Raw genomic sequence first — 16,053 nt, forward strand, 5'->3', positions numbered from 1 at the left:
TAGCGCCGGCTGAACAATGGTGCGCCCGGATTATTGTGCTGTCGATCATTTGCAGGCTGGGGTTGCCGCCCCCGCTTTCGTTGAGGGCTTCGAGCAGCAACTCCCACAAGCCCGACAGCGTCCAGCGCCGGAACTGGCGGTAAACCGATGACCATTTGCCAAAATGCTCGTGCAGGTCGCGCCAGGCAACGCCCGTCCGTGCGATCCAGAAAATCCCATCCAGGACAAGGCGGTGATCTCTCGGGCGCCGCCCGCTGCGCGCCCCGCGCTCAATCACGAACGGCTCAAGACACGCCCATTCCTCGTCGCTCATCAAACCCCGGATCAAGACAGCCTCCCAAAAGCTACCTTGAATCAGAGCCTACGCGATTTGGGAATCCTCTTTGTCAACACGTCCTAGAACCTATTGGGACACAGCGATGACGACCAAAATCTACGGTTACGCCCGCGTCAGCACCGAGGACCAAGACTGCTCCATACAAGAGAAGGCGCTCTACGGAGCAGGCTGCGACATCGTCCGTAGCGAGCAGAAGAGCGGAGCCACCACTGACGGTCGTCGCGAACTGGAGACGCTGCTCGACTTCATTCGCTCCGGCGACACTCTCATGATCACCCGGATCGACCGGCTAGCTCGCTCCGTCGCGGACCTTGAGGCTATCGTCGGAATCCTGAAGGAGCGTGGGGCGTTCCTGCGGGCGACCGAGCAGCCCATCGATACCTCCACGCCGGCAGGGGTAGCGTTCCTTCAAATGCTCGCAGTCTTCGCGCAGTTCGAAACAGCCATTCGACGGGAACGCCAAATGGAAGGCATCGCGAAGGCGAAGGATGCAGGTGTCTATAAGGGTCGCAAGCCCACCGTCCCTGTCGACGAGGTTCGCCGCCTCAAAGCCGAGGGACTCCGGCCCGCCGACATCGCGCGCCAGCTCAAGATCGGTCGAGGGAGTGTCTACAGGGCCCTTGAACGCGCCGCGTAGCTGCCTACGTGGGCTTGCCATGGCCTGCTTTTTTTAGCTCCCCTTCTTACTCATCTGTTCCGCGCGCGTCCCCTCGACCCCTCCTTCGAGGCCGAGAGGGACGAGGAGGAACCGCTTGGCGAAGCGTCTCGATTTTCGAAGGCATCACGGCAACTCGATTTAGGAAATCCTCAGCGGCGACTAAGATGGTCTCAAGCTGCTCCGGCTCCGGCCTCCAACCCCGATGCACAGCAGCGCTGCCCGCATCGGTGAGCACTACGAAAGTTGCATGTTCGTCCGCGCCAATGACGCCGTCGTCGCGAAGCGAGTTCAATTTCTCATCGAATCTTCCGCCTGGATCGGCACCGGCCAGCTCAAATGCGCGATCTAGCACGGCCCGAACTCCCATCCCGGCGACCGTGAATAGATTTTCATTCAAAGCCGTATACGTCTCATCAAGAAGACGACGTATCGTCTCATCCGTCAGTTCAGGAAACCAAGGTGGCCGGGAGCGCCGCGCATACGGCGGCCAGTAGGTGGTCGTTGGTCTCGATACCGTTTCCCATTCACCAGTCCTTGGGTTCTGCTCCTGCTCTTGATCCTCGGAAAAGGTTACTTCGCGTCGAGCGTACAGAGAGCCGCATCCGCCACATTTTAACACGCTCAATGTAGTTGTTTCGTAGACGTCGTCATCTGGCGGATCGCGCTCCGTATGGCTCGCTACGACCTCGGCTCGCCTCCTAGGGCCACATACTGGACATTCGCCTAACACGATCTCTGGGCGATCAGTTGTAGGAGAAGGAGGGGCCGGCTGTCTGGCTGGGGCGGGCTCCGGCTCATCGAGACGTGCCCAACCTCTTGGCGTGATCCCCCAACCGCCATCGTTCGTCATTTTGATTAGCCCGTCGCTAATCGCGTGCTCCACCAGCTCTGCCACCCGCTGCCCGTTCTTGGCGCCGACAACTGCCGAGAGATCATTGAATGGAGGCGCGCGCACGGACCCAAGGCGGTCATCGTCTAGGATCTCCGCCATCCAGTTCAAAAGATTGATCACCTGTACTGCTAGCGTTGGCAGCCGCGTGCCGATCAGGTCGTCCAAGTTGCTGCTGTTGACGTTGAGCCAATCACCTTCGGATGTCCGATGTCGCACGGCATAGCTCAACCGGGCGACGACGGCAGGATCGTCCTCAATGCGAGCGCCAAGCATAGCTCGGGCCGTTAAGGTTATGACGTAGGGCCCACAACGCGGGCAGCGCACTTGCCGGTAGTCGCCACCGCCACCCTGCTCGGAGGGCTCACGACAAATCGGGCATGGCTTAGACATGGACCATCGCTACGAGAAGAACGCGTTGGTTGGAAGAAGCACTAGGAGTTGGTCGGCTCGCAGACCAATGAGCGTTTGTAGTTTGGAGGCTTGCCGTAGGTACGGGCGCTTGGTACGGAACGCTCATCAACCGGGCAAAAAGAACCTAACAAAATCAACGTCATGATGGGCGGGCGTGACTCTCCAGCCCTGTCCACCATCGCATGAAATCGACGCTTCCCGCCGATCCCCAACCATCCGGTTGGGGCCGGGAGAGCGGTTTCCGCCGTTCCAACCATTTGGTTGGATCCGGGAATGGCGGATTTGCGCCGTTTCCGGGCATTTCGGATGGTTTGCCGGTTGACGAACTTTACCGGTGCATACGCGCGCACGGGAGCGCGAACCGAGCGTGGCGGGGTGGGGGCTCTGCGGGGCGTTCATGGAGTGAACGTAAGCAGAACAAATCCTACATTGCCAGTGGCGCTGCGTGGGGCGGGGTACACGCGTGGCTCTTCACTAGCCCCTCCCCTGAAGGGGAGGGGCTATAGTGAATGTCCCACAATATGAGCATTGATGCCACATGTCGTGAATTCGCTTCCAATCCTCCCGGACGTGGCTATTTTGCCGCCGGGCATGCCGAAGAACGGCGCTCGCGGCGGGACCGCCATTGGAGGAGGAAGCGCAGATGCTACGGCCTTGGCAGGGAATCACCCGCGCCCGAGCCGTCATGGCTGCGGGGTGCCTGCTCCTCTCCGGCTGCGCGGTGGGTACCATGGGTTCCCGACAGCTATCCCCGACCGCATCCGAATGGCGAATCGAGGCCGAGCAGCCTGCGCGGGTGACGTTCGGGGAGGGGATCGACATCGATACGCCTGCGGGCCTGTCGCTTTGGTACCGGACGCCGCTCGCCGGGCCGGTGGCGATCGAATTCGAGGCGATGGCGGTGGCCGAGGGCGGCGCCAACGATGCGGTGAGCGACCTCAACGCCTTCTGGATGGCGAGCGATGCCGCGGCGCCCGACGGTTCGGTGTTCGCGAAAGGCCGTTCAGGCGCCTTCGCCGAATATGACGACCTTCGGACCTATTATGTCGGCATCGGCGGCAACCGGAACACGACGACGCGCTTCCGCCGCTATGTCGGCATGCCCGGCAACCGGCCGCTGCTGCCCGAGCACGACCTGGCCGGCGCGGAGGATTTGCTCGTTCCCAATCGCTGGACGCGCGTGCGGCTGATCGCCGACGGGCGTCGCATCGTCGTGGAGCGCGATGGGCGGCGGATATTCGCGCTCGACGACGCCCAGCCCTATGCGCGCGGCTGGTTCGCGCTGCGCACCACCAAGAGCCATTTGCGCATCCGCAACCTGCGCATCGGCAAGCCATGAGCGGGGAGAGAGACATGCGCCTGACGCGACGGACGATGATACACGGCACGATCCTGTCGGCGGCGGTCGCAGGGGCCGGGCCAGCATTGGCGCAATCGCGGAGGGGACGGAGCGTCGAGGCGCCGGTTCGCTGGATCGACGGCGCCGCGCCCGAATTGCACAACGGCCAGACCTTCGGGGTCGCCTGGGTGCGCGGCGCCCTCTCCAAGGGACAGGCGCTGACGGTGCGCGGCGCGGGCGGCGAGGCGGTGCCCTCGCAGAGCTGGCCGACGGCGTACTGGCCCGACGGCTCGGTCAAATGGACTGCGCACGCGGTGCCGCCCGGTGTGACCGGCGAGAAGCTCGTCGTCGCCAACGGCCGTCCCGCATTGCCTGCGGCACCGGTGTCGGTGCGCGAGACCGCCGAAGCGATCTTCGTCCGCTCGGGCACGCTCGAATGGGAAATCGCGAAGTCCGGTCCGGCGGCGATCCGCTCGGCGAGGAACGGCGAGCGTGTGCTGCTCGCCAATGCCCGGCTGCTCGGCGAGATCCGCGCCGGTTCGCCCGAAGGCGAGCGTATCGCGCTGACCGGGACGATCGAGCGCGCGGTGGTCGAGCAGAAGGGGCCGGTGCGCGCGGTGGTTCGGCTCGAGGGGCATCATGTCGGCGGCGGGCGATCGGTGCTGCCGTTCGTGGTGCGGCTCTATGCCTATGCGGGGTCGGAGGCGCTGCGCGTGGTGCACAGCTTCGTGCTCGATATCGAGGCGACCGACCATGTCTCGGCGCTCGGCATCGCCACCGACGTGCCGATGCGTGGCGCGCTGCACGATCGCCATGTCCGCCTCGCCACCGCCGACGACGCGATGTTCGTCGAGGCGGTACGCCCGCTCACCGGGCTGCGGCGCGATCCGGGCAAGGCGGTGCGCGACGCGCAGATCGCCGGGCGGGCGGTCCCGGCGGAAATGCGCGATCCGGTGGGCAAGCTGCTCGAGCGTATTCCGGCCTGGAACGACTTCAGCCTCTCCCAGCTCAACGCCAACGGCTTCACGCTCACCAAGCGCACCGGCGAGGGCCATGGCTGGATCGACGCCGACGAGGGCCACCGCGCGCCCGGCTTCGGCTATGTCGGCTCGCCTGAGGGCGGTGCGGCGATCGCGGCGCGCTATTTCTGGCAGCGCCACCCGACCCAGATCGACATCCGGGATGCCGCCTCGGACACCGCCAGCCTGACCGCCTGGCTCTGGTCGCCGGATGCGAAGCCGATGGATCTGCGCCCCTATCACGGCACGATGGGGATGGAGAGCTTCGCCGCGCAGAACCAGGGGCTCGATATCACCTATGAGGATTACGAGCCCGGCTGGGACGATCCAAAAGGGATAGCGCGGACCAGCGAGCTGATGCTCTGGGCGTTCGACGCGACGCCCGAGACCCCGCGGCTCCAGGCGCTCGCTCGCGCCGCGGCGACGCCGCCCCAGCTGATGGCCGAGCCCGCGCACCTCCATGCCGCGGGGGTGTTCGGCGATTGGGGGCTGCCCGACCGCTCGACGCCGCAGCGCGCGCTGATCGAGGACCAGCTCGCCAATCTGGTCGATTTCTATGCAGGCGAGGTCGATCGGCGGAGCTGGTACGGCTTCTGGGACCATGGCGACGTGATGCACAGCTATGACAGCGACCGGCATCAGTGGAAGTACGACATCGGCGGCTTCGCCTGGGCGAACAGCGAGCTCTCGCCCGATCTCTGGCTTTGGTACACCGCGCTGCGCTCGGGCGACGCCAGGACCTGGCGGCTCGCCGAGGCGATGACGCGCCATACCGGTGAGGTCGACGTCTATCATATGGGCCGCTTCGCCGGGCTGGGCACGCGCCACGGCGTCCAGCATTGGAGTGACAGCTCGAAGCAGCCGCGCGTCAGCAACGCGGCGTACCGGCGCATCTTCTATTATCTCACCGCCGACGAGCGCGTCGGCGACCTGATGCGCGCGCTGGTGACCTCCGAGCAGACGCTCCAGCATGTCGAGATCGGGCGCAAGACCGGCGCGCCCAAGGAGCAATTGCCCGAGGGCGTGATCCAGATGGCGTTCGGCACCACCTGGGCGGTGTGCGCGGGCGCCTGGCTCACCGAATGGGAGCGGACGGGCGACACGCGCTGGCGCGACCGCATCGCCGCGGGGATGGACAGCATCGGCCGCATGCCGAACGGCTGGCTGACCGGCGGCGCGCCCTATGACTTGAAGAGCGGGCGCTTCCTGACCCGCGACACTATCGGCATCTCGCACCTCAACGCGGTGTTCGGCGCGGTCGAGATCCAGGCCGAGCTGATCCAGCTGATCGACATGCCGCGCTTCCGTGCGGCCTGGCTCGATTATTGCCGCTGGTTCAATGCGCCGCGCGCCGAATGGGCGGCGAAGTTCGACCGGCCCTATGGCGGGCGCAACCTGAGGCAGGGCCATTCGCGGCTCACTGCCTATGTCGCGAAGGCGACCGGTGATGCGGCGCTCGCCGCCCGCGCGGCGGAGGAATTCTATTCGGGCGAGGCGGGGCAGCGCATGGCCAGGGACCCGCGCGTCAAGCTGCCCGGCGGGGTGGTCGAATGGCCCGGCGTATCGACCAACGGCGCGTCGCAATGGGGCCTCGCCGCGATCCAGACGCTGGCGCTGGTGCCCGAGGCGCTCGACACGGTGCCGGTGCCCACGCGCGCGCCGCGGGCGGATCAGGCGAACCCGGAGCAGGGACCGAGTTATCGGCCGTAAAGCTCCCCTCCCTGAAAGGGAGGGGTAGGGGGTGGGTGCGCGCGTCTGCGCGCTCAAAAGACTCGCCAATCGTGCCGCAAAAGGCACCGGCCGGGGCATCGAGCCCCGGCCGGTGCCAACCCACCCCTAACCCCTCCCTTGCAGGGAGGGGGAATTTGAATGTCGATACAACCTAGTCGTCACCCCGGCCGAAGTGCCGGGGTCCACCGTGCCGCAACGGTAGGGCTGGAGGCTCCAGCTTCTCACCCATCCGCAAAGTGGACCCCGGCACTTCGGCCGGGGTGACGGTATGGGTGTTTAGAAAACCGCCGCCACCAATTGCCGGAACGCATCGGCGCGGTGGCTCATCGCGTGCTTGGCCTCGGGCTCCATCTCGCCATAGGTCACCGCGTGGCCGTTGGGCACGAACACCGGGTCGTAGCCGAACCCCTTGTCGCCGCGCGGGGGCCAGGTCAGCACGCCGTCGGCGCGGCCCTCGAACCACTCGACATGGCCGTCGGGCCAGGCGAGCGCGAGCGCGCAGACGAAATGCGCGTCGCGGCCGGTCTCGGGCGGGAGGGCTGCGAGGCGATCCTCGACCCGCTGCATCGCGACGCGGAAGTCCTTGGTCTCGCCCGCCCAGCGCGCCGAGAAGATGCCCGGCTCGCCGCCCAAAGCCTCGACGCACAGCCCGCTGTCGTCGGCCAGCGCGGGCAGGCCGGACAGGTCCGCCGCCTGCAGCGCCTTCAATTCGGCATTGGCGACGAAGGTCGTCCCCGTCTCGTCGGGCTCGGGCAAGTCGAGATCGGCCGCCGACACCGGCTCGATGCCGTACGGCCCGAGCAGCGCCCTGATCTCGCGCACCTTGCCGGCGTTGTGGCTGGCGATCACCAGCTTGCCGGGTGCAAGCTTGCGGATCGCCTGGGGGGTGTCGCCTTCGCCGCTCATTGTACGGCCTTCAACTGCGCGGCGAAGATCTGGTTGCACCCGATCCGCGCGAGGCGGAGCAGGCGGAGCAGGCCTTCCTCGTCGTAACACGCGCCCTCGGCGGTCGCCTGCGCCTCGGCGATCTTGCCGTCGGCGAGCAGCACGAAGTTGGCGTCGGCATCGGCGGCCGAGTCTTCGTCATAGTCGAGGTCGAGCACCGGATTGCCCTGATAGATGCCGGCGCTGACCGCGGCGACCTGGGTGAGGATCGGGTCCTTCTCGAGCAATCCGGCGGTGAGCAGCTTGTTGGTCGCGATGCGCAGCGCCACCCAGGCGCCCGAGATCGCCGCGGTGCGCGTGCCGCCATCGGCCTGGAGCACGTCGCAATCGAGCGTGATCTGGCGCTCGCCGAGCAGCTTGAGATCGGTCACCGCGCGCAAGGAACGCCCGATCAGTCGCTGGATCTCCTGGGTACGGCCCGATTGCTTGCCCTTGGCCGCCTCGCGCTGACCGCGGGTGTGGGTGGCGCGGGGGAGCATGCCATATTCGGCGGTGACCCAGCCCTCGCCCTTGCCGCGCAGCCAGGGCGGGATCCGCTCCTCGATGCTCGCGGTCACCAGCACGCGCGTGTCGCCGAAGCCGATCAGCACCGATCCCTCCGCGTGGCGGGTGAAATTGGGCTCGATGGTGATGCTGCGCATCTCGTCGGGGGCGCGGCCGGATGGGCGCATCGGTTCATTCTCCTGAAAAGTCGGTCGCGCCAAGTAGACGGTCGACGGCGAACGCGCCAGTGTCGGCGCATGATCCGTTGGAGGGGCGCGATGAAGCAGTGGGTGGGATTGAGCGTGGCCGCACTGGCGCTGGCGGGGTGCATCCCGGCGGGGCGCCCGCCGCAGGGCCCGATGCCGATCGAAGGCGATTCGATAACCTACGAGACCGGCCCCTGCTTCGGCCGCTGCCCGGTCTATGCGGTGACGGTGCGGCCCGACGGCACGGGCACGTTCGAGGGCAAGCGCTTCACCGCGGTGAGCGGCGCGCGCAGCTTCACGCTGAGCCGCGCCGAATATGACGCCTTCGCCGCGCGGCTCGCGCCGTACCGCCCGGCGAGCGGGGACGTGCGCTATTCGCACGGCGAGCCCAACTGCCCGAGCGCGCCGACCGACATGCCGAGCATCGACATACGCTGGTCGCGCGCAATCGGCGACAGCCAGGGGCTGTATTTCTACCTCGGCTGCCGTCGCGGCAACGAGGCGGTGGCGGAAGCGCTGGGTGGGGCGGTGGAGCTGCTGCCGGTGCACGCGTTGATTGGGGAGCGGCCGTGATTCGTCATTCCGGCGAACGCCGGGATCTCGTGCAACAGGCCGTTCGCTCGCCGCCTGAGGTCCCGGCTTTCGCCGGGATGACGGTTGGCGCAACGAGCCAGCACGCTACATAGGATCCCATGACCACCCCCCCGATCCACGAACTCACCGATCGCGCGCGCGACGTGTTCCGGATCGTCGTCGAATCCTATCTCGACAGCGGCGCGCCGGTGGGATCGCGCACCATCTCGAAGATATCGGCGCTCAACCTCTCGCCTGCCTCGATCCGCAACGTCATGCAGGATCTCGAGGAGGCCGGGCTGCTCGCCGCGCCGCATACCAGCGCGGGGCGCATGCCCACCGAGACCGGGCTGCGCCTCTTCGTCGACGGGATGATGCAAGCGAGCGCGCCCTCCGCCGAGGAGCGTGCCGCGATCGAGGCGCGCGCGGGGCAGGCGGGTCCGGTCGAGGAAGCGCTCGCCAGCACCACCGCCGCGCTCTCGGGCCTCTCCGCCTGCGCCGGGCTGGTGCTGGTGCCCAAGGCCGAGCCGGTGCTGCGCCAGTTCGGCTTCGTGCCCTTGAGCCGTGATCGCGCGCTCGCGGTGCTGGTGGGGGAGGACGGCTCGGTCGAGAATCGCGTGGTCGAACTGCCCGGCGGGATCGACCCGGTCTCGCTCCAGCAGGCGGCGAACTACATGAGCGCGATGCTCGCCGGGCTGACGCTCGCCGAGGCGCGGGCGCGGATCGAGCGCGACCTCAGCCAGCAGCGCGCGGCGCTCGACAGCGCCGCCGCGGCTTTGGTCGAGCGCGGGCTCGCGGTGTGGAGCGAGGATGGCGGCCGTCGCCCGGTGCTGATCGTGCGCGGCCAGGCGCGGCTGATCGACACCGCCGCGACCGAGGATCTCGACCGCGTCCGCCAGTTGCTCGACGAGCTCGAAGGCAAGGAGGAGATCGCCCGGCTGCTCGACAGCGCGCGCGAAGGCGAGGCAACGCGCATTTTCATCGGATCGGAGAACAAGCTCTTTGCGTTGTCCGGCTCGTCGGTGATCGCCAAGCCGGTGCGCGCGCTCGACGGGCGCGTGGTCGGCGTGGTGGGCGTGATCGGCCCGACGCGGTTGAACTATGCGCGCGTCGTGCCCATGGTGGATTTCACGGCGGCCACTTTGGCCCGGTTGCTGGCCTGAAAAATCGAAACAGGAAATCATGTCGAACGAGAACGAGAAGATGAGCGCGGACGTGCAGGACGCGGAGACCAACCTTCGCGAGGAAACCGCCGAGGGCGCGCCTGAGGTGGCCGAGCACGATCGCGCCGCCGAGCTGGAGGCGCAGCTCGCCGAGGCGCAGGCCGCGGTGCTCTATGCGCAGGCCGAGACGCAGAATGTCCGCCGCCGCGCCGAGAAGGAAGTGCAGGACGCCCGCGCTTATGCCGCGACGGGCTTCGCGCGCGACATATTGTCGGTTGCCGACAATCTCGCCCGCGCGCTGGCGGCGATCCCGGCCGAGCTGCGCGAGGACGACAAGCTCAAGGGCCTCGTCACCGGGCTCGAGGCGACGGGCCGCGAGATCGATTCGGTGTTCGCACGCCACGGCATCTCGAAGATCGTCGCGATCGGCGAGCCGCTCGACCCCAATCGCCACCAGGCGATGATGGAGCTGCCCAGCGCCGATGCCGAGCCGGGCACGATCGTCCAGGAGATCCAGACCGGCTATATGATCAAGGACCGGCTGCTGCGCCCCGCATTGGTCGGCGTCGCCAAGAAGCCCGACTGAGCCCGCCCCAAGCGGCTTTCATGACGCTTTTTTCATTTGACCTTGCCCGGCGCGATCGCCACTTCGCGCCCGGGCACGCAGCCGCGCGCCTTTTTCCGCAACGGTCCTCGAGAAGGGTCATGTCCAGCAACGATCATAGTCGATCGACCGAGCCGTCCGAGGCCGTCGCGCTGAGCTGATCCGTCACCTCGCGCCGGCCCCGGGCGGCCGGTCGGCAGTGAGGTGTATCATGAACGCAGCCATCCGTTTCCTCGCAGACCTGCGCCGCATCGGCGGCGGGCGCGATGCCCATGCGCTGTTCGACGAGCGGCTGACCTTCGGGCAGAAGCTCGCCGACCGCGTCGCCGCCGTGGGCGGCTCCTGGGGCTTCATCATCGGGTTCGGCGTCTTCCTCGGTGGTTGGGCGATCCTCAACACCGTGGTCCTCGCCGCGCACGCCTTCGATCCCTTTCCCTTCATCTTCCTCAATTTGATGCTGTCGATGCTCGCCGCGCTGCAGGCGCCGGTGATCATGATGAGCCAGAACCGCCAGGCGGCAAAGGATCGGTTCGAAGCGCGGCTCGACTATGAGACCAACCAGCGCGCCGAGGCGCAGATCGAGGCACTGCACGACAAGATCGACGCGCTGCGGGAGGAGGTAGCGCGGCTGGCGGCGCAGCCGATGGGGCGGGGGTGACGAAGAAAGAGAGGCCGGGCTGGCATTTAGCCTCCTACTTTTCCCCTCCCTGCAAGGGAGGGGCCAGGGGTGGGTTTAGCGTCGGGCGAGGCTCGATGCCTCGTCCGATGCTTTTTGCTGGGCGATGAGTCTTTTGGGCGCGCAGACGCGCGCACCCACCCCAACCCCTCCCTGCAAGCAGGGAGGGGCGTGTTGTTAGTCGAAGGTCGGCACATTCGCTATTGCGGATCATTCGCATTAAACGCTAGAGGCCGAATCGGCTCGCTATCGGGCCGGCCGCAAGCGGGGGTATCGTGTACCAGTATCTCGATCGAACGGTGTCGGACCTTGCCGCTTCGGACGCATTGCTCGTCTGGGCGATGCGCCAATGGGTCGATGCGATGCGTGGCGGGCGCTGCCCCTGCGCGGCGATCGGCCCGACGTTCGCGTCGCGGCGGCTCTCGGGGATGCTGCCCGATTTCAACATCGCGATGATGCTGCTCGATCGCGAAGGGCAGGCGCAGCTCCAGTTCGGCGCAGTCGCCTGCGGCCGCGTGAGCGACGACGAGGCGCTGCTGCTCGCGCTCCATGCTGCGGCTGCGCGCGGTGAAGAAAAGCTTGTCGCGCGAATCGCCGAAGCGCTGGTAAGGCCCGACGCGCAGCGCTCGCTCCAGTTCGCCGCTGGGCGCATCGCGCAGTTCATGGCGGCCTGAGCCGCATTCTACGCATCAACCAGGACTTTCAGGACTTTTCGATGAACATGCACGCCCGCCCGCCGCAGCTGCTCCCCGAGCATGCCGCCTTCCAGACTTGCCAGGTGCGCTGGGTGCGGCATTGGAACGAGCATCTGTTCAGCTTCGCGATCGAGCGTCCCGCCAGCTTCCGCTTCCGTTCGGGCGAGTTCGTGATGATCGGGCTCGAGGGCGAGGGGAAGCCGCTGATGCGCGCTTATTCGATCGCCAGCCCGACCTGGTCCGACGAGCTCGAATTCCTCTCGATCAAGGTGCCCGACGGGCCGCTCACCTCGCGGCTCCAGACGATCCGCGCGGGCGACCAGCTCTATCTCGGCAAGAAGCCCACCGGCACGCTCGTCGCCGACGCTTTGCTGCCCGGGCGGCGGCTGTTCCTGCTCTCGACGGGCACGGGGCTCGCGCCCTTCCTCAGCCTCGCACGCGATCCCGACATCTACGATGCCTTCGGCCAGATCGTGATCGTCCACTCGACGCGGCGCGTCAGCGACCTTGCCTATCATGACGAGCTCACCGCGCAGCTCGCCGGCGATCCGCTGGTCGCGGACCAGGCGCTGCTCCAGTTCCACTACATCCCCACCGTCACGCGCGAGCCCTTCCGCACCACCGGCCGGATCGGGCAGCTGATCGAGGATGGCTGGCTGTTCCAGCCGCCGGTCGCGGGCGATCGCGCACTCAACCCGGAGACCGACCGGGTGATGCTGTGCGGTAGCAGCGAGATGATCCGCGATTTCTCGGCGATGCTCGAGCGCCACGGCTTCGTCGAAGGCTCGAACGCCAATCCCGGCACCTTCGTGGTCGAGCGGGCGTTCGTGGGGTGAGGTGACGGTGCACTAGAATTTTCCGTTCGTGCTGAGCTTGTCGAAGCACCGTCCTTCCTCCGGCTGAAGAAAAGAACGGCCCTTCGACAAGCTCAGGGCTAACGGGGAAATGAGTCGTCGCAACCAAGACCGCGCAGGCAGTGGCATCTGCGACGCCGTTCCCCTATCTCCACGCCATGTCCTCGCGCTTCGATTCCGTCCCCCACCGCCGCGCATTGATCGACCGGCGGGCGATCGCCGAACGGCTTGCCGGGCTGGAGGCGAAGGATGCGACCGCGCTGCGCCGCGCGGCGACCGTCGAGCTCAAGGCGGCGCTCGACGCGGGACAGGCGGAGATCGCCCGCCGGCTCGCCGAGCACCCCTCGCGCGGGCACGAGATGGCGGCGGCGGGGGCGTTCCTGATCGATCAGTTGCTCCGCCTGCTCTGGGATTTCACCACCCAGCGGCTGCATCCGAACCACAACCCCACCTCGGCGGAACGGCTCACCTTGATCGCGGTCGGCGGCTATGGCCGCGGCGAGATGGCGCCGCATTCGGACATCGATATCGGCTTCCTCACCCCGTGGAAGGTCGCCAGCTGGTGCGAGCAGGTCATCGAATCCATGCTCTATTCGCTGTGGGACATGCAGCTGAAGGTCGGCCATTCGTCGCGGTCGCTCGACGACATGGTCCGCCAGGCCAAGGCCGACGTGACCGTGCGCACCGCCTTGCTCGAGGCGCGCTACGTCTGGGGCGACACCGCGCTCTATGACGAGGCCGCGGCGCGCTTCAAGGCCGAGGTCCAGGCCGATACCGCGCGCGCGTTCATCACCGAGAAGCTCGCCGAGCGCGACGCGCGGCACAAGCGCATGGGCGACAGCCGCTATGTCGTCGAGCCCAACGTCAAGGAGGGCAAGGGCGGGTTGCGCGATCTCCACGCGCTCTTCTGGATCGGCAAATATGCGTACAATGTCCGCGAGCCTGCCGAGCTGGTCGGGGCGGGGCTGCTCACCGCGCACGAATATCGCCAGTTCCGCCGCGCCGAGAATTTCCTCTGGGCGGTGCGCTGCCAGCTGCACTTGCTCACCGGCCGCGCCGAGGACCGGCTGACCTTCGACGTCCAGCGCGAGATCGCCGAGCGGATGCGCTACGCCGACCGGCCGGGCAAGTCGAAGGTCGAGCGCTTCATGCATTTCTACTTCCTCCAGGCGAAGGTGGTGGGGGACCTTACCGGCGTGTTCCTCGCGCATCTGGACGAGAAGTTCGCGGCGCGGGGCAGCCGCTTCGGCTTCCCGCGGCTGTTCAAGAGCCCGCGCAAGCTCAACGGCTTCACGCTCGAGCGCGGGCGGCTGGCGATCCCGCGCGACAGCTTCCTCCAGGAGGACCCGGTCCGGCTGATCGAACTGTTCCAGCTCGCCGACCTCCACGGGCTCGAGATCCACCCCCTCGCGATGCGCGCGGCGGCGCGCGACGCCAAGCTCGTGGACGACGTCCGCGAGAATCCGCGCGCCAACGCGCTGTTCCTCGACGTGCTGACTTCGCCGCGCACGCCCGAAATGGTGCTCCGCTGGATGAACGAGGCCGGCGTGTTCGGCCGCTTCGTGCCCGATTTCGGCCGCGTCGTCGCGCAGATGCAGTTCGACATGTACCATCATTATACGGTGGACGAGCATTCGATCCGCGCGATCGGACTGCTCAACCAGATCGAGAAGGGCGACCTCAAGGAAGACCATCCGCTCGCGACCGGCATCTTCGAGCAGGTGGTGTCGCGGCGCGTGCTGTTCGTGGCGGTGCTGCTCCACGACATCGCCAAGGGGCGCGGCGGCGACCATTCGGTGCTCGGCGCCGAAGTGGCCGAGCGGCTGTGCCCGCGGCTGGGGCTGAGCCCCGCCGAGACCGAGACCGTGGCGTGGCTGGTGCGCTGGCACCTGCTGATGGCGGCGACCGCGTTCAAGCGCGACCTCAGCGACTTCAAGACGATCCTCGACTTCGCCGAGATGGTGCAGAGCCCCGAGCGGCTGCGCATGCTGCTGGTGCTGACGATCGTCGACATCCGCGCGGTGGGCCCCGGCGTCTGGAACAGCTGGAAGCGCCAGTTGCTCACCAATCTGTTCGAGGCGGCCGAGGAAGTGCTGCGGCTCGGCCACAAGCAGAAGGGGCGCGGCGAGCGCGTCGCGGCCAAGCAGGCGGCGCTGGCGGAAGTGCTCGGCTGGGGCGAGGCGCGGATGGCGGCGCTCGAGAAGCGGCTGACCGAACCCTATTGGATCGCCGAGCCGCTCGACGTGCTCGAGCGCAACGCGCGGCAGATCGACGCGGCGGGGGAGAAGCAGCTCTCGATCGAGGCGCAGGTCTATCCCGATCGCGGCGCGACGCTGGTGACGGTCTATGCCTCGGACCATCCGGGGCTGTTCTACCGCATCGCCGGGGCGATCCATGTCGCGGGCGGCAACATCATCGACGCGCGCATCCACACCACGCGCGACGGCATGGCGCTCGACAATTTCCTCGTCCAGGACCCGCTCGGCCGCCCGTTCGACGAGGAGGCGCGGCTCAACCGGATCAAGACGAGCATCGCCGACGCGCTCGCCAACCGCGCCAAGCTGCAGGAACGGCTCAAGACCAAGCCGCTGCCCCGCCTGCGCGCCGACGCCTTCACGATCGAGCCCAACGTGCTGATCGACAACAAGGCGTCGAACCGCTTCACCGTGATCGAAGTCAATGCGCGCGACCGGCCGGCCTTGCTCTGCCACCTCGCCTATGCGCTGTTCCAGTCGAAGGTGACGATCCACTCGGCGCATGTCGCCACTTATGGCGAGCGCGCGGTCGACACCTTCTACCTGACCGATCTGATCGGTGATAAGATCGAGAGCGCGGCGCGGCTGAAGACGATCGAGCGCCGCCTGCTCGAAGCGGCGGCGGGACAGGACATCGCCCAGGCCGCCTGACAAGGGGGACATGCATGCCCGTAATTGGAATCGGCGGCTTCTTCTTTCGCGCGCAGGACCCGGAGGGGCTCGCGACCTGGTATCGCGAGACGCTGGGCGTCGGCGGCGGCTGCGGCAAGGACGAGCTGGGACAATCGAGCGAGTGGTTCTGGTATCCCGAGCCCGGCCCGGTGGTGTTCGCGCCGTTCAAGGCGAGCACCGATTATTTCGCGGCGGACAAGAGCTGCATGCTCAACCTGCGCGTGCGCGACCTCGACGGGCTGCTCGAGCAGCTCAACGCGCTGGGGATCGATATCACCACCAAGGAGGAATGGGACACGCCCGAGACGGGCCGCTTCGCGCGGATCCATGACCCCGAGGGGAATCCCATCGAATTGTGGGAGCCGCCGGCGGGGTGAGCGCGGGGTAGGGCTGGATTGCCGAAGGCGAGGGTCGCGCGACCGCTATGGATCTTGAAGCGGCATTTCATTCACGTCGCCAGTGGGTGGTTAGCGGACAAATAGCCTCGAAGCCCATCAGGGCATACGAAGCGGTGCATTCGTCGAACGAAAGGCTATGCTG

General features: G+C 67.1%; 15 protein-coding genes. 11 read left to right on the forward strand and 4 right to left on the reverse strand.

What is annotated here, in order from left to right; genetic code table 11:
* Positions 1–313 (reverse strand): IS5 family transposase (locus MT490_RS04870; protein ID WP_297384768.1); only part of this gene is annotated, 313 nt, incomplete at its 3' end.
* A 106-nt stretch (positions 314–419) separates the two neighbouring features.
* On the opposite strand from MT490_RS04870, the gene MT490_RS04875 reads away from it, so the two are divergent.
* Positions 420–974: a recombinase family protein gene (locus MT490_RS04875; protein ID WP_297384770.1), complete on the forward strand. Its 555-nt coding sequence runs from the start codon at positions 420–422 to the stop codon at positions 972–974.
* A 46-nt stretch (positions 975–1,020) separates the two neighbouring features.
* Here MT490_RS04875 and MT490_RS20345 read toward each other — a convergent pair whose 3' ends face one another.
* Positions 1,021–2,277, reverse strand: coding sequence for a DUF4145 domain-containing protein (locus tag MT490_RS20345; RefSeq protein ID WP_363321726.1), 1,257 nt, complete (start codon positions 2,275–2,277; stop codon positions 1,021–1,023).
* Positions 2,278–3,028: 751 nt separating this feature from the next.
* Between MT490_RS20345 and MT490_RS04885 the strand changes: the two genes are divergently transcribed.
* Both MT490_RS04885 and MT490_RS04890 read left to right on the forward strand, forming a co-directional pair.
* Entirely contained in the window at positions 3,029–3,637 is a 609-nt protein-coding gene (locus tag MT490_RS04885; RefSeq protein ID WP_297384773.1) for a DUF6250 domain-containing protein, read from the forward strand.
* Between the two features lie 14 nt (positions 3,638–3,651).
* Positions 3,652–6,366 carry a Tat pathway signal sequence domain protein gene (locus MT490_RS04890; RefSeq protein WP_297384775.1) on the forward strand — a complete coding sequence of 905 codons (2,715 nt, stop codon included), beginning with the start codon at positions 3,652–3,654 and terminating at the stop codon, positions 6,364–6,366.
* A gap of 297 nt (positions 6,367–6,663) precedes the next feature.
* Here MT490_RS04890 and rdgB read toward each other — a convergent pair whose 3' ends face one another.
* Both rdgB and rph read right to left on the reverse strand, forming a co-directional pair.
* Positions 6,664–7,293 (reverse strand): RdgB/HAM1 family non-canonical purine NTP pyrophosphatase, encoded by a 630-nt coding sequence (rdgB, locus tag MT490_RS04895; RefSeq protein WP_297384777.1) that lies wholly within the window; start codon positions 7,291–7,293, stop codon positions 6,664–6,666.
* Positions 7,290–8,003 (reverse strand): ribonuclease PH, encoded by a 714-nt coding sequence (gene rph, locus MT490_RS04900; protein ID WP_297384780.1) that lies wholly within the window; start codon positions 8,001–8,003, stop codon positions 7,290–7,292. Before rph ends, rdgB begins: the two co-directional genes overlap by 4 nt.
* A gap of 69 nt (positions 8,004–8,072) precedes the next feature.
* On the opposite strand from rph, the gene MT490_RS04905 reads away from it, so the two are divergent.
* The 8 genes from MT490_RS04905 to MT490_RS04940 all read left to right on the forward strand — a co-directional run bounded on the left by MT490_RS04905 (position 8,073) and on the right by MT490_RS04940 (position 15,890).
* A complete protein-coding gene (locus MT490_RS04905) occupies positions 8,073–8,594 on the forward strand; it encodes a DUF6438 domain-containing protein (RefSeq protein ID WP_297384781.1) in 522 nt (173 codons plus the stop codon).
* A 119-nt stretch (positions 8,595–8,713) separates the two neighbouring features.
* Entirely contained in the window at positions 8,714–9,757 is a 1,044-nt protein-coding gene (hrcA, locus tag MT490_RS04910; protein ID WP_297384783.1) for a heat-inducible transcriptional repressor HrcA, read from the forward strand.
* Positions 9,758–9,776: 19 nt separating this feature from the next.
* A complete protein-coding gene (gene grpE / locus MT490_RS04915; RefSeq protein ID WP_297384786.1) occupies positions 9,777–10,343 on the forward strand; it encodes a nucleotide exchange factor GrpE in 567 nt (188 codons plus the stop codon).
* Between the two features lie 229 nt (positions 10,344–10,572).
* Complete coding sequence (locus tag MT490_RS04920; protein WP_297384788.1) at positions 10,573–11,019, forward strand: DUF1003 domain-containing protein; 447 nt, start codon at positions 10,573–10,575, stop codon at positions 11,017–11,019.
* A 293-nt stretch (positions 11,020–11,312) separates the two neighbouring features.
* On the forward strand, positions 11,313–11,711 hold the full coding sequence (locus MT490_RS04925) for a hypothetical protein (protein WP_297384790.1): 399 nt from the start codon (positions 11,313–11,315) through the stop codon (positions 11,709–11,711).
* A 41-nt stretch (positions 11,712–11,752) separates the two neighbouring features.
* Entirely contained in the window at positions 11,753–12,568 is an 816-nt protein-coding gene (locus tag MT490_RS04930) for a ferredoxin--NADP reductase (protein ID WP_297384791.1), read from the forward strand.
* 176 nt (positions 12,569–12,744) lie between these two features.
* Positions 12,745–15,492, forward strand: coding sequence for a [protein-PII] uridylyltransferase (locus MT490_RS04935; protein WP_297384890.1), 2,748 nt, complete (start codon positions 12,745–12,747; stop codon positions 15,490–15,492).
* A gap of 14 nt (positions 15,493–15,506) precedes the next feature.
* Positions 15,507–15,890, forward strand: a complete 384-nt coding sequence (locus tag MT490_RS04940; protein WP_297384793.1) for a VOC family protein — start codon at positions 15,507–15,509, stop codon at positions 15,888–15,890.
* The last annotated feature ends 163 nt before the right edge of the window (positions 15,891–16,053 follow it).

This window comes from Sphingomonas sp., assembly GCF_026460985.1.
Taxonomy (GTDB): domain Bacteria; phylum Pseudomonadota; class Alphaproteobacteria; order Sphingomonadales; family Sphingomonadaceae; genus Sphingomonas.

Bases quoted from the DNA above. Each gene is read 5' to 3' on its own strand.
- MT490_RS04875 (WP_297384770.1), top strand. From the start codon at position 420: ATGACGACCAAAATCTACGGTTACGCCCGCGTCAGCACCGAGGACCAA.
- MT490_RS20345 (WP_363321726.1), bottom strand. From the start codon at position 2,277: ATGTCTAAGCCATGCCCGATTTGTCGTGAGCCCTCCGAGCAGGGTGGC.
- MT490_RS04885 (WP_297384773.1), top strand. From the start codon at position 3,029: ATGGGTTCCCGACAGCTATCCCCGACCGCATCCGAATGGCGAATCGAG.
- MT490_RS04890 (WP_297384775.1), top strand. From the start codon at position 3,652: ATGCGCCTGACGCGACGGACGATGATACACGGCACGATCCTGTCGGCG.
- rdgB (WP_297384777.1), bottom strand. From the start codon at position 7,293: ATGAGCGGCGAAGGCGACACCCCCCAGGCGATCCGCAAGCTTGCACCC.
- rph (WP_297384780.1), bottom strand. From the start codon at position 8,003: ATGCGCCCATCCGGCCGCGCCCCCGACGAGATGCGCAGCATCACCATC.
- MT490_RS04905 (WP_297384781.1), top strand. From the start codon at position 8,073: ATGATCCGTTGGAGGGGCGCGATGAAGCAGTGGGTGGGATTGAGCGTG.
- hrcA (WP_297384783.1), top strand. From the start codon at position 8,714: ATGACCACCCCCCCGATCCACGAACTCACCGATCGCGCGCGCGACGTG.
- grpE (WP_297384786.1), top strand. From the start codon at position 9,777: ATGTCGAACGAGAACGAGAAGATGAGCGCGGACGTGCAGGACGCGGAG.
- MT490_RS04920 (WP_297384788.1), top strand. From the start codon at position 10,573: ATGAACGCAGCCATCCGTTTCCTCGCAGACCTGCGCCGCATCGGCGGC.
- MT490_RS04930 (WP_297384791.1), top strand. From the start codon at position 11,753: ATGAACATGCACGCCCGCCCGCCGCAGCTGCTCCCCGAGCATGCCGCC.
- MT490_RS04935 (WP_297384890.1), top strand. From the start codon at position 12,745: ATGTCCTCGCGCTTCGATTCCGTCCCCCACCGCCGCGCATTGATCGAC.
- MT490_RS04940 (WP_297384793.1), top strand. From the start codon at position 15,507: ATGCCCGTAATTGGAATCGGCGGCTTCTTCTTTCGCGCGCAGGACCCG.